Here is an 18,671-nt window from a genome sequence, read left to right as displayed (position 1 = left end):
GGGAGGGCGCATGAGCCTGCTGGGTGTGCTGGACCGCCTGTCCGAGGTGTCGAAGTTCGACGAGCAGCTGGAAGCCGCCCGCACGGCGGTCAGCGGGCTGCTGCGACCACAGGCGTTCAAGGACCTGCTGCACGGCAGGTGGCTGGGGCACCCCCTGCACCCGGTGCTGGCGATGGTGCCCGTGGGCACCTGGGCGTCGGCCGGCATCCTCGACCTGCTGCCGCCGGCGCGGCCGGCCGCGACCGTGCTGATCGGCACCGGGGTCGCGGCCAGCCTCCCGGCCGCGATGGCCGGAGCGGCCGACTGGTCCGAGCAGGACAAGGACGTCACCCGGCTCGGTGCGGTGCACGCTGCGACGAACGTGGCCGCCCTCGGCCTGTACGTCGGGTCCATGGTCGCCCGGGCCAAGGGGCGTGGCGGCCTCGGCCGGGCGCTGGCCTACGGCGGGCTGGGCCTGGTCACCGGTTCGGCGGCGATCGGCGGGCACATGTCGTACGCGCAGGCCTCCGGCATGAACCACGCGGTGCCGATGGCCCGGCAGATGACCACCGACTGGATCGACCTCGGTCCCCTGGACGACCTGCCGGAGGGGCGGCCCACCCTGCGCACCGGGGAGGGGCAGGGCACCCCGATCGCCGTCGCCGCCGTGCGGCGCGGCCCCCGGGTCGACGCCTTCATCGGCGCCTGCTCGCACGTCGGCGGGCCACTGGCCGACGGGGAGGTCGAGGACGTCCGGGGCAGGGCCTGCCTGGTCTGCCCGTGGCACGGCTCGGCGTTCGATCTGGAGAACGGGCAGCCGCGGCGGGGACCGGCCGCCGTCGCCCAGGAGAAGATGGAGGTCCGCTACGAGGCCGGGCGCGCCTTCGCCCGGCTGCCGCAGCGGCACGAGCCGAAGTGATCCCGCGGGGCTGACCCCGCCCGGGAGCTGGTCGTCGGCCCGCTGTGCGAGCGCCGACGATCAGCTCGCGACCGCAGCAGCCGTCCGGTCCCGGCCCGGGCGCGAGGCGAGTGCGCCCTTGACGCGGCGCAACACCGGCGCCTTGCCGAGGCGGGCCAGCGACCACAGCAGGGCGCTGACCAGGCAGAGCTCGGTCGCCGACTCGCGGCCGGGGGGCTCGGCGAGGACCCCGCCGTGCAGGACCTCGGTCATGCCCAGCAGGCCTGCGCCGATCAGGAACGCCACGGTGCCGAACAGATCGCGGTTCAGGGCCTCCTTGCGGCCGCCCAGCCGGTAGACCACGTAGGTGGCCCACATCGCCGTGAGCTGGCTCAGCACCAGGACCACGCCGAGGACGCTGGGGACGAAGACCAGGAAGACGCCGCCGAACCGCAGCCCCTGAAGCACCGGGTAGGCGAAGATCCGCGTCTCGGTCCGCATCCGGTTGTAGACGTAGAACACCCCTCGGACCGCGAGCAGCAGGAGCGCCCAGGCGACCCCGGTGGCGAGGAGCTCCTCGTTGCTCAGCTCGTCGAGCAGGACGGCCACGGCCAGGCCGGCGGCGGCGAAGGCCGTGGCCCAGATCCATGGGCCGAGCCGGATCGGGTAGTCCCGGAACCGTGAGACGAGTGGGCTGAGGACCGGACGCGCCTCGGACCTCGCGGCGTGCATGTCGTTCTCGACGTAGCCGATCTCGTAGACCGACATCACCGACAGCAGCAGCAACGGCACGATCAGCACGAAGTGGAGCAGGCTCTCCAGGTCGTAGGCGACGGCGATGGCGACGACCAGGGCGTCCACCAGGATCAGCCGGTCGAACGTGTACCACGGCGAGGACTTGACCCGGACGGTGTAGCGCAGCGGGACGTAGAGCCGCTCGCGGGCCGACAGGGGCTCGCCCTGTCGCGGGATCAGGAGACCCGTCCGGGATGCCCCGAGCAGGTCGGCGTCGTCGAGCGAGTCGGTGAGGAAGACCGCCCGGGCGACCTCGTGCTCGCCGACGGCCCCGACCGCCGTCCTCGTCTTGCCCCCGGCGAAGCGGGACGGCGCGGGCAGCAGCGGCGTCGCCAGCAGCGCGGCGGACTCGTACTCGCTCCCCCGCAGCAGCGCCCGGATCACGAAGGACATGCCGAAGGAGATGATCGTCAGCCGGGACCGGTCGACGTCGGTGAGCAGGCCGGAGATCTCGCTCGCGCGGTGCTGCGCGAAGAGCGCGGGTGCGTCCCGGCGCCACCGCAGCAGGTTCCAGGGCGTCAGGACGACGATCAGGACGACGCAGAGGTAGTCCCGGAAGCGGTAGCCGCTGCGCCCGGGGAACAGCCCCCACGGCAGGCGCCCCCGCACCAGCAGGTCGATGACGGCGACCACGAGGGAGGGCCGGCAGTGTGCGATGAACAGCTCGGTGCTGTTGGTGGCGACGAGCGTGTGGTCGAAGTCGACCAGGACGGGCGAGTCCGGCTCGGCCACCTCGCGCCGGACGGTGTCGGCGGAGACCGCTGACTGCCGTCGGACGTCGAAGAAGTCCGGCGCGAGCTGCTCGGTGGCGAGTTCGGGCACTCCCCAAGGTCTCACGGCTGGGGCAGGAGTGACGGGTGGGATGTGCCACGCGCGCCGGGATCGCCCGCCGCCCGGGCTATCCCGCCCTACGCTGCCCGCGTGCGGCGGGGCGTGGTCGTGGGGCTGCTGGCGCTGGCCGCCTGCGCGGCGCCGCCGCCGCCCGTCCCGGTCACGGAGCCGACGGTGCCGCCCGTGGCGGGGATCGCGGCCGAGGCGGTGCGGCTGCGCACCGACGAGGCCGTCGGTGGGCAGGTGCACCTGCGGATCACCGACACCGGGACGGCGGCGTTCACCGTCACCTCGGTCGCGCTGGACTCACCCGGCTTCCGGGCGGTGGCGCCCCATGAGGTGCGCACCGAGTTCCCGCCGGGGCGGACGTTCGCCCTGCCGGTGCAGTACGGGGAGGTCGCGTGCGACGCGGACGTCGAGCCCGCGGCGGCGCGGCTGACCGTCGTCCGGCCGGACGGCGCCGTGGAGGACCTGCGGGTGCCGCTGGCCGGCGACGACCTGGCCCGGGTGCACGCGGAGGAGTGCGCGGTCGCGGCGGCGCTAGCGGCCGTCGGCGTCACCGTCGAGGGGTTCAGCGGCACGGGGGTGACCCTCGGTGGCGAGGTGGTCGTGCGCCGCCGGGCCGCGGACGGACCGGTCCGGGTGCTGGCGCTGCAGCGCAGCGTCGTCCTCGAGCCGGTGCCCGGCCGCGAGCTGCCGGAGGTGCTCGCGGCCGGTGACGAGGAGCTCCGGCTGCCGGTGACCGTGCGGTCGGCGAGCTGCGAGCCGCACGTGCTGGCCGAGACCAAGCAGCCGTTCGTCTTCCCGCTGCGGGTGCAGATCGGCGCCGCCGAGGAGGTCGCGGTGGACCTGCCGCTCGACGATGGCCAGCGCAGACAGCTGCAGGAGCTGCTGGGCCGGGTGTGCTGACCAGCGCCGGTGGGCACCGGCCGTGGATGTTCCTCTTCTTCTCCAACCGGCTCGGCGGCCTGGGCTCGCTGCTGGTCAGCCTCGTGGTGACCGCGCTGCTCGTCCTGCTGTTCGTCGCGGTCTTCTGACGCAGGGCGCGTTGGGCCGTGTCACCTGAGCGGGTGACGGCCGGCGTTGGGAGGTGCCGGGTACGGAGAGGATGCCGGGGTGAACGCCTGGTTGCTTCGCGCCTCGTTGTGGCAGGTCTCCGCCCTGATGACACTGCTGCTCGCGCCGTTCTTCGTCGGGATCTTCTGGGGGCTGAGGGACTTCGGCGCCGTCGGCACCCTGGTCACCGGCGTCGGCGCCGCGGCGATCTGCGGCCCGGTGGTCGGGTACCTGACGTGGCAGCAGACGCGTGAGTCGCTGCCCGCCGGTGAGTCGTCGCCGGACGAGGCGCGGGCCGAGCGCGCAGCGCGGCGTGGCCCGGTGCCCGAGGACGACGACGTGCGGGGGGATGCCCTGCGGATCGTCGAGCACCGGCTGGCGCTGCTGTCCGCGAGCCGGGGCCGTGCGCTGGTGTCGGCGGCGGTCCTGCCACTGGTGGCCACCTTCCTCGCCGTCGCGCAGTCCCCGTGGTGGTGGATCGCCGTCGTCGTCTGCCTGGGGACGTCGACCTCCGTGGTGCTGATCCCGCGGCACCTCGAGCGGCGAGCGGCCCTGCTGCGTGGAGCCTCCCGGTGACCGACGGGCAGGCGCCGGAGCCGGTCGGTCTGCCGACCCTGGTGGCGTGGCGACGCACCGGGCTGGTGCTCTGCGGGACGGCAGTCGCCTGCCTCGCGGGTTTCGTCACGGCCCTGCTGGCGGGTGCCGTGCGAGAGGACTCGCTGTGGGTGCTGCTCGGGATCGGTGCCTTCGCCTGCGGGCTGCTCGGTCTCGGCTTCCTCCGCCGCGCCTGGTACGACCCGGAGGTGGCGGACGACGCCCCCGCCGTCCGGGCCCGGCGGCTGTCCTCGGTGGTGCTGGGGGCCTACGGCACGGCGCTGGTGCCGAACGCCGTCTTCGCCGGGTGGCCCGGGCTGGCCGATGACCTGGGCTGGCTCCGGACGGCGTCCGCCGCGCTCGGCCTCGTCGCCGTCGGCACTTTCATCGCGATGCTGGTGCTCGCGGCCAGGTGGCACCCGGGGCGGCACTGACGCTGGCCGACCGCGGGTGTCCCTATCCTCGTGCCGGGACTCGTTCCGCGTCCCGGGCCTCTAGCTCAACTGGCAGAGCAGCGGACTTTTAATCCGCGGGTTGTGGGTTCGATCCCCACGGGGCCCACCGCGCCGACCTGCGTCGTCGACCCGATGCCCGTGAGCCGCTGACGACCACACCCACCCGGTCGGGGGATCTCGGAACGATGAGCGACGGCGCCGCGTTGACCGTCGTGACCGACCGCCCCCGCGCAGAAGAGAACCATGAGCCCGTATCACAGTCCCCAGGCCACGACCCCCTCCAGTGCTGAGGAGGTGCGTGGCCGGTGACCGAGGTCTTCTCTCTGCTGCTCGGCGTCCTGGTGGTCCTGGGGATCACCGTGGTCACCGGGTACTTCGTGGCCCAGGAGTTCGCCTACATGGCGGTCGACCGGGCCACCCTGGGCGCCCGCGCCGAGGCCGGTGACGCCGCCGCCCAGCGCGCGCTGGGCGTCACCCGTCGCACCTCGTTCATGCTCTCCGGTGCGCAGCTGGGCATCACCGTCACCGGGCTGCTGGTCGGCTACGTCGCCGAACCGCTGATCGGGCAGTCCCTCGGCACCCTGCTGGGCGGCGTCGGGATCCCCACCGCCGTCGGCGTCGGGGTCGGCGCGGTGCTCGCGCTGCTGTTCTCCACCGTTGTCCAGATGCTGTTCGGCGAGCTGTTCCCGAAGAACCTCGCCATCGCGCGGCCGGAACCGGTCGCCCGCTGGCTGAGCGCCTCCACCACCGTCTACCTCGCGGTCTTCGGCTGGCTGATCTGGGTCTTCGACCAGGCGTCCAACCTGCTGCTGCGAGCCCTGAAGATCGAGCCGGTGCACGACGTCGAGCACGCGGCGACCGTCCGCGACCTGGAGCACATCGTCGAGGAGTCGCGGGAGAGCGGTGACCTCGATCCCGAGCTGTCGATGCTCGTCGACCGCATCCTCGACTTCCCCGACCGCACCGTCGAGCACGCGATGATCCCGCGCCCGCAGGTCGGCAGCGTCTCGGTGACCGACACCCTCGGCGACGTCCGCGAGCTGATGAGCTCCGGGCACTCCCGCTACCCGGTGCTCGACCACGAGACCGGTGACGTCGTCGGCGTCGTGCACCTGGCCGACCTGCTGACCACGCCGGCGGCGGACACCGCCCCGGTGACCGCCATCTCCCGCGAGTGCCTGGTGGTCTCCACCTTCACCCCGCTGCCCGACGCGTTGCGCCAGCTCGCCGACTCCGGCAACCAGCTGGCCTGCGTCATCGACGAGTACGGCGGCTTCGCCGGCATCGTCACCCTCGAGGACCTCGCCGAGGAGCTGGTCGGGGAGATCACCGACGAGCACGACGCCGACGTCGCCCCCGAGTACGTCCCGGTCGAGGGTGATGGCGTGTGGGAGATGGCCGGTGACGTGCACGTCGACGAGGTCGAGCGCTCCCTCGGCGTCGAACTGCCGCGCGGCCACTACGAGACGATCGCCGGCCTGGTCATCGCCGAGGCGGGCAGCCTGCCCGAACCGGGCGCCACGCTGACCGTCGAGCTGCCGCCGGACCCGGGCGACCTGGTGCTGGCCGACGAGCCGGAGACGAGGCTGTTGCACGTCCAAGTGCTCGCCGTCGCCCGGCACGTGCCCTCCCGGGTCCGCCTGGAACTGCCCGACCGCACCGCCGCCACCGCCCCGGTCGCCGGCACCACCGAGGAGAGCACCCGATGAGCGCGTGGGCCGTCGTCGCCGTGACCGTCGCCATCGTCGCCCTGTCCGCGTTCTTCGTGGCGGTGGAGTTCGCCGCGCTGGCCGCCAAGCGGCACCGCCTGGAGGAGGCCGCGCCGTCCAGCCGCTCGGCGCGGGCCGCGCTGCGCAACTCCTCCGAGCTGACCCTCCTGCTGGCCGGTTCGCAGCTCGGCATCACCGCGGCCACCCTGGCCCTCGGTGCGATCAGCAAGCCCGCCGTGCACCACTGGCTCACCCCGCTGTTCGAGACCTGGGGGCTCCCGGAGGTCGCCGCCGACGTCGTCGGGTTCGTCCTCGCCCTGGTCATCGTCACCTTCATCCACCTGGTGGTCGGGGAGATGGCGCCCAAGTCGTGGGCGATCGCCCACCCCGAGCGCTCGGCCACCCTGCTGGCCGCGCCGATGCGGGCCTTCATGGCGGTGTTCCGTCCCCTCCTGCGCGCGCTGAACGCCGCGGCCAACTGGCTGGTCCGGCGGGTGGGCGTCGAGCCGACCGACGAGCTCGCCGTGGGCCACAGCCCGGCCGCGTTGCGCCACCTCGTCGAGCACTCGGCCAACGTCGGTGCGCTCGACACCAGCTTCTCCGCGCAGATCTCCGGCGCGCTGGAGCTGGAACGGATGACCGTCCGCGACCTGGTCACCGCCGAGGCGCCGCTGGTGTCGGTGCCGGCCGACGCCACCGTGGCCGCCGTCCGCGAGGCCACCCGGCGGACCGGGCACCTGCGCATCCTCCTGGGCGAGCGGACCCGCCTCACCGGGGTGGTGCACGTCCGCGACATGCTCGTCGCGCCGGCGGACACCGCCGCGGCGGAGTTCGCGCGACCGGTGTTCGCCCTGGAGGCCGCCACCACCGTGCACGCCGCGCTCAAGGCGATGCGGGAGACCCGCAACCACCTCGCGGTGGTCACCGACGGTGGCGCCGTCCGTGGTGTGATCACGCTGTCGGACGTGCTGCGCCGGCTCTTCCCGCAGCCGACGCCGGCGACGGCCTCGCCGGAGGCGCCTCTCAGACGGTGAGCGACCAGGACGAGGCGGTTCCCTTCCAGCGGCCGTACACCGGCGTGATCGTGTAGCGGACGGCGCCCAGCGGGGTCAGGGTGACGTCGGTGCAGCTCTGGGTGGGTGCCGCCGGGTCGGTGGGTGCATAGCCCGTCAGGCCGATCCCGAGCAGCGTCGGCCCGGCGCACGTCCCGGTCGCCAGGAGTGCCCCGCCGCGGTCGCGGGAGACGACGTAGCCGGTCACCGGTTGCCCGTCGTGGAGCGTCGCGGTGGGCCAGGTCAGCGTGTACACGTACCCGAGCCGGACGTCGACGCGCATGGTCACGGTGGGCACGGGGCCGGCGGGCATCCGCACCGCCGCCTGCCGGGCCGGGCCGGCGCCGCTGGTGTGCCACTGGGCGTGCGCCGGCGTGGCGTGGCCGAGGGCGAGGACGGTCGCGAGCACGGCCGCGACCACGGCGGCCAGGGCGGTGAGACGGGCGCGCACGGGTGCCCTCCGGGATCGGGGCCGGGGTGCGACGGTCACGCACCCCGGCCGGTGGGTCAGGACGAGGCGCCGGTGAGGGTGACGGGCACGGTGAACGACGCGCCCTGGCAGCCGTCCTCGGCGGTGGCGACCATCTCGATGGCGCCGGGGACGGTCACCGCCGTGGCCGGGGCGTTGGCCGGCAGGTCCACCGGCGCGCCGAGCGTCATCGGGCCGGCCGTCGACGGGACGACGCTGCCGGCCGCGCAGGTCTGCCCGGGGAGCGGTGTGATCACCACGGTGCCGAAGGTGGCGGTGAGGACGCGCACCGGGTACGGGTTCGGATTGGCGACCGTGGTGTAGACGGCGCCGATCGTCGTCGAGCTGTACCCGCCCGCAGGCTTCGGGTAGAGCGTGCCGACCGGGGTCCCCGCGGTCACGACCAGCGCGCCGGCGGTCGTCGCCCGTGCGTTCGCCGCGCCGGTCCCGCTGTTGGTCCAGGCGGCGACGGCGACGCCGCAGCTGATCATGAGGGCGCTGGCGGTCAGGACCACGCCGATGCGGCGGCGGGTCGTGACCGGGGTGGGTGCGCGGTGCTTCATGAGGAGGGACTCCGTTCCGATCGGGGCATCCGTGCCGACGATTCGCGGAACGAGTTCGTCCCGTCGTGCCCAATCAACGGGTGGACGACGCAGTTCCTTGAGCCGAGAGGCGGAACTCAACCGGACACGCGGTGGAGGCGGTCCGCGCGCCACGCCGGGCCCGGCCGTCATCCGGGCCGCCGACGGTCGGTGACCGGCGAAAGCCCAGGTCGGCGCGGTGCCGCTTGTCGACAAGGGGGCATCCGCACGCGGTCGGCGACCTGAGCGGTGCTCTGCACAACGATCAGGTGACGGCGCCGGCGAACGTGCCGCCGAGCGCGGCGGACGGGGCCTCCCGGGCCCTACCTTTCGGCACGTCCGCAGCACTTCCCCAGCCGCGGCGTCCAGCACCGAGGAGCCCCCGCGTGACCACGTTCGTCGACCTGCCCACCAGGACGTCGCCCCACCCGGGGGACGTCGACACCGACCTGGCGGCGCTCTGGGAGCTGTTCACCGCCGCGGATGACGACGTGGACGACGCCACGGACGGCGCGCACGGTGTCGCGACGGCGGCGCGCCCGAGCCTCCGCGAGGTCGTGGGGACGCTGCGCGCGCGGCTGGGCGCCTGGTCGCGGCGGGCTGCCGACTGGGGTGCCGTCCCGGGCACGGCCGAGGAGTGGACCACCCGTCCGGTGCGCGTTCCCGCGGAGGTCGGGCAGTGACCCTCCTGTGGCCGGCCGTCGCCGTCGGCGGCTTCTTCCTCCTCGCCGCGCTGGTCGTCGCGTTGGCCACCAGCTCCACGGCGCGCTACGAGTTCGAGCGCAACCAGGTGCAGGGGCAGCGCCGGGTGGCGGAGGTGGATCCCGTCCCCGCCGCCGCGGTCGCCGCGGCTCCGGCGCAGTCGGCGTCCGGCGCCGAGCCGGTCCAGCGCGAGGCCGCGGCCGTCCGCGTCGCCAACCACCCGGCCGGGACCCGGGCCGGCGGCCCGGCGGCTGCGACGGCGTGGTGGCTGGTGGAGCCGGTGGGCCGGTCCGGCGAGGAGGTCCTGGCCGGGCCCTTCCCCGACCGGGTCGACGCCGACTGGGCGGCGCTGGCCGGCGGGCGGGCGGGCTCCGCGCAGGCCGTGCACGGGGTGCTGCGGGCCGACGGCCGGCTGCTGCGCCGGCCGCTGCCGGGGGAGCAGACGTGGCTGGCCGACCTCGGCACCCAGCTGGACCGGCTGCCCGCGGAGTGGGACAGCCCGCTGGCCGACGAGGACGAGCTGGTGACGCTGGTGGTGGAGATCGCCTCGGCGCTGGTCGAGGCGGGGCTGTCGCTGCACGACTGCGCGGGGGAGGGCGCCTCCGGCGGGGTCTGCCTCACGCCGGAGCCGGGGCGCCCGGGGGTGCTGGTCAGCTGGCACCAGCACGACCGGATGAGCCGTGACCAGGTGCACGGCGCGGACGTGTCGGCCGCGGTGCAGGCCACCATGAACGTGGCGGTCGCCGGCTGCCTGGAGTCGCTGGGGTTCGCGGTCGAGCCGTTCGGGGATGCGGGCTGCGTGCTCGTCACCGGCTGAGGACGCGGACAGCCGGGGCCGGCGAGGTGCCGGCGTGGTCTGATCGGGGCGAACGGCCGGCACCGGCGCCGGTCCTGTCGAAGGAGCCGCATGTCCGGTGAGGTCCTGCTCGAGGTGGCCGACGGCGTCGCCGTCGTCACGCTCAACGCCCCGGAGCGGCGCAACGCGCTGACCCCGGCGATGGCCGGGGAGCTGGTCGCCGCTCTCGACGAGGCCGACGCGCGGCCCGAGGTCGGTGCCGTGGTCGTCCGCGGGGTCGGCCGGTCCTTCTGCGCGGGTGGGGACGTGCAGACGCTCACCGACGCCGGGCGGGACCCGGCCGAGCCGGGGGCCTACGCCGACATGGGGGCCATCTACGACTCGTTCCTCCGGCTCGGCCGGGTGCAGGCGCCGACCATCGCCGCCGTCCGCGGCTCGGCGGTGGGTGCGGGGATGAACCTGCTGCTCGCCGCCGACCTGCGGATCGTCGCGCGGGACGCGCGGCTGCTCTGCGGCTTCCTCAAGCGCGGGATGCACCCCGGTGGCGGGCACTTCGTGCTGCTGTCCCGGCTGGTCGGCCGGGAGGCGGCGGCGGCGCTGGCGCTCTTCGGCGAGGAGCTCGACGGCGCGGCGGCGGTGCGGCTGGGCCTGGCCTGGGAGACCCACGACGACGACGCGGTCGAGGACCGGGCGCACGAGCTCGCCGCCCGGGTGGCCCGCGACCCCGAGCTCGCCCGGCTGGCGGTCACCAGCTTCCGCACCGAGACCGGTCCTCCGCAGCTGGGCTGGGAGGCCGCCAGCCAGTACGAGCGGCCGGCGCAGATGTGGTCGATGCGCCGCTCCGCCGGCTGACGTGCGTCGGGCCCGGCTCCACGGGTGGAGCCGGGCCCGACGGTCACCCGCGGGTGATCATCACCCGCGGGTGATCAGGTCGTCTGCTGGGGCTTGGGGTCCGAGCGCGCGTCGAGCTGGATCTCCTTGTCCGCCCTCGGCACGCCCTCCTTCAGCTCCTTGGTGCGCTCGACCTCGGCGTCCAGCTCGATGCCGAACAGCAGCGAGAGGTTGATCAGCCAGAACCAGATCAGGAAGATCACCACGCCCGCCAGCGCGCCGTAGGTGGCGTTGTAGCTGCCGAAGTTCGCCACGTAGAAGGCGAAGAGCGCGGAGGCGACGACGGCGACCAGGATCGCGACGCCGGCCCCGGGGCTGACGAACTTGAAGCCACGCAGCTTCACGTTCGGCGTCGAGTAGTAGAGGACGGCGATCATCAGCGCCAGCAGCACCAGGATCACCGGCCACTTGGCCCAGCTCCAGATGGTCAGCAGGGTGTCGCTCAGCCCGATGGACTGCCCGATCGCGTCGACCACCGGACCGCTGAGCACCAGCATGGCCAGGATGAGCGCGGCGAAGAGGATGCCGACCAGGGTGATCAGCAGCTGCAGCGGCTTGAGCTTCCAGATCTTGCGGCCCTCGGGCGTCTCGTAGACGACGTTCGCCGCGCGGGTGAAGGCGCCCACGTAGGCCGACGCCGTCCAGAGCGCGCCGACGAGACCGAGGATCAGCCCGAACCCGGCGGCGGTCGAGTTGCCCGCCACCTGCTGGATGACCGGGTCGAGGGTCTCCGCCGCGGACTCGGGGACCACGGTGGTGAGCGCGTCGGTGAGCTGCTGCGGGGTGGTGAGCAGGCCGACGATGGAGGCGAGCGCCGTGATCGCGGGGAAGAGGGCCAGCACGCCGTAGTACGTGAGCGAGGCGGCCCAGTCGGTCAGGCCGTCCTCGCTGAACTCCTTCAACGTCCGCTTGAGCGTGCCACCGGTGGTGGGCTCGGGGTCGGCGCCGGTGGGCGCGTAGTCGGCTCGCTCGTGGGTGATGTTGTCGTCGCCGGGTGCGATGTCGCGGGCGACGTTCGGATCGTGTGAGGACGAGTCCCCCTGGGCGCCCTGCTGGGCGCTGCGTGCTCGTGCTCCGGCCATCAGGCCCTCCGGTGTGCCGCTGGTCTGGGTCGGGGGTGCGGTTCCCAGTCCGGACACCGGTCACGCCTCCGGAGGCGGCATTCCGGTAACGGCTGTTCCTCGAGGGTCGGGAGCGACGGAGGTCACACCGATACGCGGAAGATCTCGGCCCGAATGGGGTTCGGCCGCGGTGGAGCGGGCATCGACCCGTCCAGAACGGCACCCGCTGGCTTCCCCCCGGCGGTCCCCGAGAGCAACGTGGAGCAGACGAGATGGTGTTGTGGCCGGCGGTGACCCTGGTCGGTTTCCTGGTCCTGACTGCCCTGGTGATCGCCATGGGCACGCAGTCGACGGCGCGGTGGGAGGCGGAGAAGCGGGCGGCGTCCGCCCCGCGGGCCCGGCACGCGGCCCCCGAGGGCGCGCGGGCCGCAGCGACCCTGTAGCCCTCCTCGCAGCATCCGACGGCGGTCTCCCCGGTGGGGAGGCCGCCGTCGTGGCGTCCGGACCTGGTCGCGTCCGGAGCCCAACCGGCGTCAGAGCCAGGCGGGTGAGGTGTCCAGCACCGTCCGGTCCCCGGTGGCCAGCAGCGCCAGCTGCGGCCCCACCTTGGGCAGCTCCCACCGCTGGAAGAACCGGGCCGCCTGGCGCTTGCCGGCGTAGAACGCGCCCTCCCGGCCCTCGCCCTGGTCCGGGGTGGCCAGCGCCTGCTCCAGCCACAACCAGCCGACGACGACGTGCCCGACGGCCTCCAGGTACACCGTGGCGTTGGCCAGGGCCCGCTCCGGGTCGCCGTCGGCCCACAGCGCGCCGGTGACCGCGCCGATCCGCGCCACCAGCTCGTCCAGGGTGGCGCCGAGGTCGGCCCACTCGGTGCCCCGCGCCCGCTGGGTGGTGGCTGCGATCGTCTCGGCCAGCAGGGCCAGACCCGCGCCGTCGTCGGCCACCACCTTGCGGCCCAGCAGGTCCAGGGCCTGGATGCCGTGGGTGCCCTCGTGGATCGGGTTCAGCCGGTTGTCCCGGTAGAACTGCTCGACCGGGAAGTCGCGGGTGTAGCCGGCGCCGCCGAGCACCTGGACGGCGAGGTCGTCGGCGGCCAGGCACCACTGCGAGGGCCAGCTCTTCGCGATCGGGGTGAGCACCTCCAGCAGCCGGTGGGCGCGGTCGCGGTCCGCCGCCGACCCCGCCGTCCGCTCCTCGTCGACCAGCCGCGCGCAGTACAGGCCGAGGGCCAGCCCGCCCTCCACGTAGGACTTGGCCGCCAGCAGCATCCGCCGCACGTCGGGGTGCTCGACGATCGGCACGGGGGCGGCAGCGGGGTCCTTCCCCGCCAGCGGGCGGCCCTGGGTGCGGGTGCGCGCGTAGTCGAGGGCGTGCAGGTAGCCGGTGTAGCCGAGCGCGGTGGCGCCCACCCCGACGCCGATCCGCGCCTCGTTCATCATGTGGAACATGTAGGTCAGGCCGCGGTGCTCCTCGCCGACGAGGAAGCCGACCGCGCCGGGCCGCCCACCGGGGGTGTGCCCGCCCTCGCCGAAGTTGAGCAGGGTGTTCGTCGTCCCGCGGTAGCCCATCTTGTGGTTCAGCCCGGCCAGGACCACGTCGTTGCGCTCGCCCAGCGCGCCGTCCTCGCCGACCAGCACCTTGGGCACGATGAACAGCGAGATGCCCTTCACCCCGGCCGGGCCGCCGGGGACCTTGGCCAGCACCAGGTGGACGATGTTCTCGGTCAGCTCGTGGTCACCGGCCGAGATCCACATCTTGGTGCCGGTCAGCCGGTAGCTGCCGTCGTCCTGCGGCTCGGCGCGGGTGGTGATGTCGGCCAGCGAGGAGCCGGCCTGCGGCTCGGACAGCGCCATCGTCCCGAACCAGCGGCCCTCGGCCATCGGCGGCACGTAGGTCCGCACCTGCTCGGGCGTGCCGTGCGCCACCAGCAGGTTCGCGTTGGCCGCGGTGAGGAACGGGTAGGCCGAGGTGCCGATGTTGGCCGCCTGGAACCAGGCGTGCACCGCCAGGTTCACCACCGCCGGCAGCTGCAGCCCGCCCAGCTCCTCGGGCAGGGCGGCCGCGGTCATCCCGGCGTCGGCGAAGACCCGCAGCGCGGCGGCCACCTCCGGGACGAGCACCACCTTCCCGTCGACGACGTGCGGCTCGTGCTCGTCGGCGGCGCGGTTGTGCGGCGCGAAGTGGTCGGTGGCGATCTCGGCGGCGAGCTCCAGCACCGCGTCGAACGTCTCCCGCGAGTGCTCGGCGTACCGCTCGCGCTCGGTGAGCGTCTCGACCTGCAGCCACTCGTGCAGCAGGAACTCCAGGTCGCGGGCGCTGAGGATCGACGACGCGGGCACGGGTTCCTCCTGGCGACGGCGGTGTCGGCGGGCCGAGGCCCGTGCCGCCAGGCTAGGCCGGGTGTTCTCCCGGTGGTCACCGGGTACCGACCCGCCCATGGACCTGTCCACGATCGTGGCCCGTGCCGCCGGGCTGGCCAGCCAGGCCGGCGGCACCGCCCTGAAACAGCTGCAGCACATCCGGGTGCCCGGGGTCGGCCAGGCCTCGGTCACCGACGACCCGGGGACGTCGGCCCGCCGCTGGCGCGCGGTCACCGTGCGCACCGACCCCGAGCAGCTGCGGACGACGACGCCGGCGCCGCTCGCCGCGTTCGGCGACCGCCTGGAGGTGCGGGTGACGCCCGCGCCGGGCGACCGCGGGGCCGAGCTGGCCGCGCGCTTCCGCGGCCCGGTCACCGAGGAGGAGATCGGCGAGCTGCGGTCGGCGCTGCGCGAGGCCAAGCAGCTGGTCGAGGTGGGCGAGGTGCTCCGGGTCGACCCGCAACCGCACGGCCACCGCAAGCCGACGCCGCAGGGCGAGGCGCTGGAGGGCATGACGAAGGCCGCACCGAAGGAGGGCGTGCTGTGAGCGGACAGGGAGTGAGCATCGCAGCGAGCTCTGCGAGTGAGGAGCGGAGCGACCGCGGGAGCGGGGTGGCATCGTGAAGGCCGCGACCTGGACCGGCGTCAACGAGGTCTCCGTCGAGGAGGTTCCCGAGCCGACGCTGCTCAACGACCACGACGTCATCCTGAAGATCACGCAGTCGGTCACCTGCGGGTCGGACCTGCACCTGCTCGGTGGCTACATCCCGTTCATGCGGTCCGGTGACGTACTCGGCCACGAGTTCATCGGCGAGGTCGTCGAGACCGGCTCCGCGGTGCGGGACCGCAAGGTCGGCGACCGGGTCGTCGTCGCGCCGTTCGCCGCCTGCGGCAACTGCTGGTATTGCGCGCAGGAGCAGTACTCGCTGTGCGACAACGGCAACCCGAACCCGGGCATCACCGAGGGGCTGTGGGGGCAGAGCCCGGGCGGCTGCTTCGGCTACTCCCACGCGATGGGCGGCTATGCCGGCAGCCACGCGGAGTACATGCGGGTGCCCTACGCCGACGTCGGCACCTTCGTCGTCCCCGAGGGCGTCTCCGACACCCGGGCGCTGTTCGCCTCCGATGCGGCCTCGACCGGCTGGATGGGGGCCCACCTGGGCGGCACGAAGCCCGGCGACGTCGTCGCCGTGTGGGGCGCGGGCGGGGTCGGGCAGATGGCCGCCCGCGCGGCGATGCTGCTGGGCGCCGAGCAGGTCGTGGTCATCGACCGGCTCCCCGAGCGGCTGGCCCAGGTGCGCGAGCACGTCGGTGCCGAGGCGGTCGACTACACCAGCACCGACGTGCTCGCGGAGCTGCGCGAGCGCACCGGGGGTCGCGGCCCCGACGTCTGCATCGAGGCCGTCGGCATGGAGGCGCACAGCCCCGGCGGCCCGGGCGTCTACGACCAGGTCAAGCAGCAGCTGCGGCTGCAGACCGACCGGCCCACCGCGATCCGCGAGGCGATCATGGCCTGCCGCAAGGGCGGCTCGGTGTTCAGCCTGGGCGTCTTCGCCGCGATGGTGGACAAGTTCCCGCTCGGCGCGCTGATGAACAAGGGCCTGACCTTCCGCGGCGCCCAGGTGCACGCCCAGCGCTACATCCCCGAGCTGCTCGGGCACATGGAGCGCGGCGAGCTGGTCACCGAGCACCTCGCCACGCACGTGCTGCCGCTGAGCGACGCGCCCCGGGGCTACGAGATGTTCAAGGACAAGACCGACGGCTGCGTGCGGGCGGTCTTCACGCCGTAACACGGCCACCCCACGCCCGTTGATCATGGGCGTCTGGACGCGAGACACGCCGGTCGACGGCGTGTCGGTGGCCATTCGCCCATGATCAACCGGCGGTTGCCCATCGAGGACGACACCGCGGCCCCTCTCCCGGGCAGGGAGAGGGGCCGCCGACGTGCGGGGTCAGCCCCTGCGGACGTCGTCCGGCAGGTGGTCGGCGGGCACGCTGGCCAGCCCGGTCGGCTGGTCCGGCGCCGCCTCGTGCCGGCCACCCTCGGATCGGTCGTCCTCGGCCTCGGCGGCCTCGTGGCGGCCACCGCCCTCGGTCAGGCGCCGGTCGGTGCGGTCGGCGTCGTCCACCGGCGGCGGCGTCGAGGTGGGTGCGGCCGCCCCGGCGGCGTTCGCGCTGGCCAGCGCCGGGTCGTGCGCGGCCGGGTCGCTGGCCGGTCCCTCACCCGCCTGCTGGGCCTGGATGCCCGACTGGGTGCGCAGCGGCAGCTGGGGCAGGAAGAGCAGCACGAAGAAGCCCAGGGCCACCACGCCCGCGGCGATCAGGAAGACCATGTCGATGGAGTCCGCGAAGCCGGTCTTGAACGGCAGGGCCACGGCGCTGGGCAGCTGCTGGATGAACGAGGTGTCCGACAGGTCGCTCGCGTTCCCCGCCGCGGCCTGCAGCTGCGGGGCCAGCTCGGGGTTCGCCGCGGCGCTGTCCGCGACGGCGTTCCCGATGTCGCTGGGCAGCCGGGTGAACAGCACGGAGAGGAAGACCGCCGTCCCCAGGGTGCCGCCCATCTGGCGGAAGAACGTCACCGACGAGGTGGCGACGCCGATCTCCCGGGGGCTGACCGCGTTCTGCACCGCGAGGATCACCGGCTGGAAGTTGAAGCCCAGGCCCAGGCCCATCAGCAGCATGAACGGGAACATCACCAGGACCGAGGTGTCCGCGCCGACGATGAACGACAGGGACACCAGCGCGGCGACGATGAACACCACGCCGACCAGCGGGAACAGCTTGTACTTCTCGGTCCGGGCGATGGTCTGACCGGCGATGACCGAGCCGAGCATGATCCCCAGCACCAGCGGGATCATCTCCAGGCCGGCCTCGGTGGGGGTCGACCCGTGCACGATCTGCAGGTACTGCGGCAGCAGCAGGATCCCGCCGAACATGCCGGCGCCCAGCACGATGCTGCTGAGGCTGCTCACCGCGAAGGTGCGGTTGGCGAACATCCGCAGCGGCAGCAGGGCGTCGTCCCGGTAGGCCCGCTCGGCGAGCACGAAGAGCACGAGGCCGACGGCGGAGAGGGCGTAGCAGACCAGGGCCCCGGTGCTGCCCCAGCCCCAGGTCCGCCCCTGCTCGGCGACGATCAGCAGCGGGACGAGGAACGTGATCAGGGCCAGCGCGCCCGGCCAGTCGATGCGGTGCTCGCGCTTGGTGTGCGGCAGGTGCAGCACCTTGAAGACGACGGCGAAGGCCAGGATGCCCAGCGGCACGTTGACGTAGAAGATCCAGCGCCAGCCGGTGATCGCCAGGATCGAGGACTGGCCGGAGAGGAACCCGCCGATGACCGGGCCCAGCACGCTGGAGGTGCCGAAGACCGCCATGAAGTAGCCCTGGTACTTCGAGCGCTCCCGCGGCGGCACGATGTCGGCGATGATCGCCAGCGCCAGCGACATCAGGCCACCGGCCCCGATGCCCTGGACCGCCCGGTAGGCGGCCAGCTGGTACATCGTGTCGGCCAGGCCGCACAGCATCGAGCCGACCACGAAGACGGCGATGGCGAACAGGTAGAACGGCCGGCGGCCGTACATGTCGCTCAACTTGCCGTAGAGCGGGGTGGTGATCGTCGAGGTGATCAGGAACGCGGTGGTCGCCCACGCCTGGAGGTCGTAGCCCTCCAGGTCGTCGGCGATCGTGCGGATCGCGGTCGAGACCACGGTCTGGTCCAGCGCGGCGAGGAACATGCCGAGCAGGAGGCCGCCGAGGATGGTCATGATCTGGCGGTGGGTGAACGCCCCGGAGGCGTCGGGCGCGGCGGCGGCGGCGCGGGCACCGCGCCGGTCGGCCGCGGACGCGCGGTCGCTGGTCTGGGTCATCGGTCCTTCTCGGGGGAGGTCGTGCCGGTGGGGGCGCCGCTGGAGGTGAGGGCGCCGCCGGTGGCGGAGCCCAGGGTGGGGAGGTGGTCGGTGAGGTCCTGCACGAACCGGCGCAGCTGGGCGGTGAACCCGGCCAGGTCACCCGGCGCCCAGTCGGCGGTCACCGCGGTGAGCAGCGCGTCGCGCTCCTGGCGGAGCTGGTCGAGGGCGGCCTCGCCGGCCGCGGTGACGACCAGGCGGCTGACCCGGCCGTCCTGCTCGTCGGCGACCCGGCGCACCAGCCCGCGGTCGACCAGCAGGGTGACGTGCCGGCTCACCGTGGACGGGTCGGCGTGGACGAGCTCGGCGAGCGCGCCCTGGCGCAGCGGGCCGAGGCGGGTCAGCGGGAACAGCAGGACGTGGGCCGCGCGCTCGCGCGCGTCGCCGCCCGCCGCCCCGGTGGGGCCGGCGGCCTTGAGCGCGTGCATCAGGCGCATCAGGCGGGACAGCTCGTCGGAGAGGGTCGTGGGCGTCTCGGCGGCCGGGGCGGGGCCCGGTGCGGACGCGAGGTCGGTCACGGCGTCTCCGGTCGTCAGGAGG

General features: G+C 73.9%; 20 protein-coding genes and 1 tRNA gene. 14 read left to right on the top strand and 7 right to left on the bottom strand.

Features of this window, described 5'->3' with window-relative positions; genetic code table 11:
* Window positions 1–10: 10 nt before the first annotated feature.
* Window positions 11–898, top strand: coding sequence for a Rieske (2Fe-2S) protein (locus tag JD78_RS15300; RefSeq protein WP_153358571.1), 888 nt, complete (start codon window positions 11–13; stop codon window positions 896–898).
* Between the two features lie 60 nt (window positions 899–958).
* On the opposite strand, the gene JD78_RS15295 is transcribed toward JD78_RS15300, so the two are convergent.
* Complete coding sequence (locus JD78_RS15295; protein WP_153358573.1) at window positions 959–2,494, bottom strand: HAD family hydrolase; 1,536 nt, start codon at window positions 2,492–2,494, stop codon at window positions 959–961.
* A 99-nt stretch (window positions 2,495–2,593) separates the two neighbouring features.
* Between JD78_RS15295 and JD78_RS15290 the strand changes: the two genes are divergently transcribed.
* The 7 genes from JD78_RS15290 (at window position 2,594) to JD78_RS15265 (ending at window position 7,351) form a co-directional block, all read left to right on the top strand.
* On the top strand, window positions 2,594–3,412 hold the full coding sequence (locus JD78_RS15290) for a hypothetical protein (RefSeq protein WP_153358575.1): 819 nt from the start codon (window positions 2,594–2,596) through the stop codon (window positions 3,410–3,412).
* Window positions 3,406–3,540: a hypothetical protein gene (locus JD78_RS22635; RefSeq protein ID WP_267128555.1), complete on the top strand. Its 135-nt coding sequence runs from the start codon at window positions 3,406–3,408 to the stop codon at window positions 3,538–3,540. Before JD78_RS15290 ends, JD78_RS22635 begins: the two co-directional genes overlap by 7 nt.
* A gap of 79 nt (window positions 3,541–3,619) precedes the next feature.
* Window positions 3,620–4,135: a hypothetical protein gene (locus tag JD78_RS15285; RefSeq protein ID WP_153358577.1), complete on the top strand. Its 516-nt coding sequence runs from the start codon at window positions 3,620–3,622 to the stop codon at window positions 4,133–4,135.
* Window positions 4,132–4,587 (top strand): hypothetical protein, encoded by a 456-nt coding sequence (locus tag JD78_RS15280; protein WP_153358579.1) that lies wholly within the window; start codon window positions 4,132–4,134, stop codon window positions 4,585–4,587. The genes JD78_RS15285 and JD78_RS15280 overlap by 4 nt, the downstream gene beginning before the upstream one ends.
* Window positions 4,588–4,641: 54 nt before the next feature.
* Window positions 4,642–4,714 (top strand) — tRNA-Lys (locus JD78_RS15275).
* A 199-nt stretch (window positions 4,715–4,913) separates the two neighbouring features.
* Window positions 4,914–6,317 carry a hemolysin family protein gene (locus JD78_RS15270; protein ID WP_153358581.1) on the top strand — a complete coding sequence of 468 codons (1,404 nt, stop codon included), beginning with the start codon at window positions 4,914–4,916 and terminating at the stop codon, window positions 6,315–6,317.
* Window positions 6,314–7,351, top strand: a complete 1,038-nt coding sequence (locus JD78_RS15265; RefSeq protein WP_153358583.1) for a hemolysin family protein — start codon at window positions 6,314–6,316, stop codon at window positions 7,349–7,351. Before JD78_RS15270 ends, JD78_RS15265 begins: the two co-directional genes overlap by 4 nt.
* On the opposite strand, the gene JD78_RS15260 is transcribed toward JD78_RS15265, so the two are convergent.
* The gene (locus JD78_RS15260) at window positions 7,341–7,820 is read right to left on the bottom strand and encodes a hypothetical protein (protein ID WP_153358585.1); all 480 of its coding nucleotides are present in this window, start codon (window positions 7,818–7,820) and stop codon (window positions 7,341–7,343) included. The genes JD78_RS15265 and JD78_RS15260 overlap by 11 nt on opposite strands.
* Window positions 7,821–7,876: 56 nt before the next feature.
* Entirely contained in the window at window positions 7,877–8,401 is a 525-nt protein-coding gene (locus tag JD78_RS15255; RefSeq protein ID WP_153358587.1) for a hypothetical protein, read from the bottom strand.
* 404 nt (window positions 8,402–8,805) lie between these two features.
* Between JD78_RS15255 and JD78_RS15250 the strand changes: the two genes are divergently transcribed.
* The 3 genes from JD78_RS15250 to JD78_RS15240 all read left to right on the top strand — a co-directional run bounded on the left by JD78_RS15250 (window position 8,806) and on the right by JD78_RS15240 (window position 10,769).
* Entirely contained in the window at window positions 8,806–9,102 is a 297-nt protein-coding gene (locus JD78_RS15250) for a hypothetical protein (RefSeq protein ID WP_153358589.1), read from the top strand.
* Window positions 9,099–9,938: a hypothetical protein gene (locus tag JD78_RS15245; protein WP_153358591.1), complete on the top strand. Its 840-nt coding sequence runs from the start codon at window positions 9,099–9,101 to the stop codon at window positions 9,936–9,938. The genes JD78_RS15250 and JD78_RS15245 overlap by 4 nt, the downstream gene beginning before the upstream one ends.
* A 90-nt stretch (window positions 9,939–10,028) precedes the next feature.
* Entirely contained in the window at window positions 10,029–10,769 is a 741-nt protein-coding gene (locus tag JD78_RS15240) for an enoyl-CoA hydratase-related protein (RefSeq protein WP_153358593.1), read from the top strand.
* A 74-nt stretch (window positions 10,770–10,843) separates the two neighbouring features.
* Here the strand turns inward: JD78_RS15240 and JD78_RS15235 are convergent, their stop codons facing one another.
* Window positions 10,844–11,890 (bottom strand): YihY/virulence factor BrkB family protein, encoded by a 1,047-nt coding sequence (locus JD78_RS15235; protein WP_153358595.1) that lies wholly within the window; start codon window positions 11,888–11,890, stop codon window positions 10,844–10,846.
* Between the two features lie 251 nt (window positions 11,891–12,141).
* Here JD78_RS15235 and JD78_RS15230 point away from each other — a divergent pair, with 251 nt between their 5' ends.
* On the top strand, window positions 12,142–12,312 hold the full coding sequence (locus JD78_RS15230) for a hypothetical protein (protein ID WP_166521219.1): 171 nt from the start codon (window positions 12,142–12,144) through the stop codon (window positions 12,310–12,312).
* Window positions 12,313–12,402: 90 nt separating this feature from the next.
* Here JD78_RS15230 and JD78_RS15225 read toward each other — a convergent pair whose 3' ends face one another.
* A complete protein-coding gene (locus tag JD78_RS15225) occupies window positions 12,403–14,208 on the bottom strand; it encodes an acyl-CoA dehydrogenase (protein ID WP_194290420.1) in 1,806 nt (601 codons plus the stop codon).
* 97 nt (window positions 14,209–14,305) lie between these two features.
* Here JD78_RS15225 and JD78_RS15220 point away from each other — a divergent pair, with 97 nt between their 5' ends.
* Together JD78_RS15220 and JD78_RS15215 are read left to right on the top strand one after the other, a co-directional pair.
* Complete coding sequence (locus tag JD78_RS15220) at window positions 14,306–14,776, top strand: hypothetical protein (protein WP_153358599.1); 471 nt, start codon at window positions 14,306–14,308, stop codon at window positions 14,774–14,776.
* Between the two features lie 73 nt (window positions 14,777–14,849).
* Entirely contained in the window at window positions 14,850–16,019 is a 1,170-nt protein-coding gene (locus tag JD78_RS15215) for a zinc-dependent alcohol dehydrogenase (RefSeq protein ID WP_153358601.1), read from the top strand.
* 162 nt (window positions 16,020–16,181) lie between these two features.
* On the opposite strand, the gene JD78_RS15210 is transcribed toward JD78_RS15215, so the two are convergent.
* Both JD78_RS15210 and JD78_RS15205 read right to left on the bottom strand, forming a co-directional pair.
* Window positions 16,182–18,092 carry an MDR family MFS transporter gene (locus JD78_RS15210; RefSeq protein WP_153358603.1) on the bottom strand — a complete coding sequence of 637 codons (1,911 nt, stop codon included), beginning with the start codon at window positions 18,090–18,092 and terminating at the stop codon, window positions 16,182–16,184.
* A complete protein-coding gene (locus tag JD78_RS15205; RefSeq protein ID WP_228395021.1) occupies window positions 18,089–18,649 on the bottom strand; it encodes a MarR family winged helix-turn-helix transcriptional regulator in 561 nt (186 codons plus the stop codon). Before JD78_RS15205 ends, JD78_RS15210 begins: the two co-directional genes overlap by 4 nt.
* Between the last annotated feature and the right edge of the window lie 22 nt (window positions 18,650–18,671).

Source organism: Modestobacter roseus (genome assembly GCF_007994135.1).
GTDB classification, from domain to species: domain Bacteria; phylum Actinomycetota; class Actinomycetes; order Mycobacteriales; family Geodermatophilaceae; genus Modestobacter; species Modestobacter roseus.
This window is presented reverse-complemented; position numbering and strand designations above follow the sequence as displayed.

Excerpts from the sequence above, each read along its gene's own strand:
- JD78_RS15300 (WP_153358571.1), top strand. The coding sequence starts at position 11 with ATGAGCCTGCTGGGTGTGCTGGACCGCCTGTCCGAGGTGTCGAAGTTC.
- JD78_RS15265 (WP_153358583.1), top strand. The coding sequence starts at position 6,314 with ATGAGCGCGTGGGCCGTCGTCGCCGTGACCGTCGCCATCGTCGCCCTG.
- JD78_RS15255 (WP_153358587.1), bottom strand. The coding sequence starts at position 8,401 with ATGAAGCACCGCGCACCCACCCCGGTCACGACCCGCCGCCGCATCGGC.
- JD78_RS15240 (WP_153358593.1), top strand. The coding sequence starts at position 10,029 with ATGTCCGGTGAGGTCCTGCTCGAGGTGGCCGACGGCGTCGCCGTCGTC.
- JD78_RS15235 (WP_153358595.1), bottom strand. The coding sequence starts at position 11,890 with ATGGCCGGAGCACGAGCACGCAGCGCCCAGCAGGGCGCCCAGGGGGAC.
- JD78_RS15230 (WP_166521219.1), top strand. The coding sequence starts at position 12,142 with ATGGTGTTGTGGCCGGCGGTGACCCTGGTCGGTTTCCTGGTCCTGACT.
- JD78_RS15220 (WP_153358599.1), top strand. The coding sequence starts at position 14,306 with ATGGACCTGTCCACGATCGTGGCCCGTGCCGCCGGGCTGGCCAGCCAG.
- JD78_RS15210 (WP_153358603.1), bottom strand. The coding sequence starts at position 18,092 with ATGACCCAGACCAGCGACCGCGCGTCCGCGGCCGACCGGCGCGGTGCC.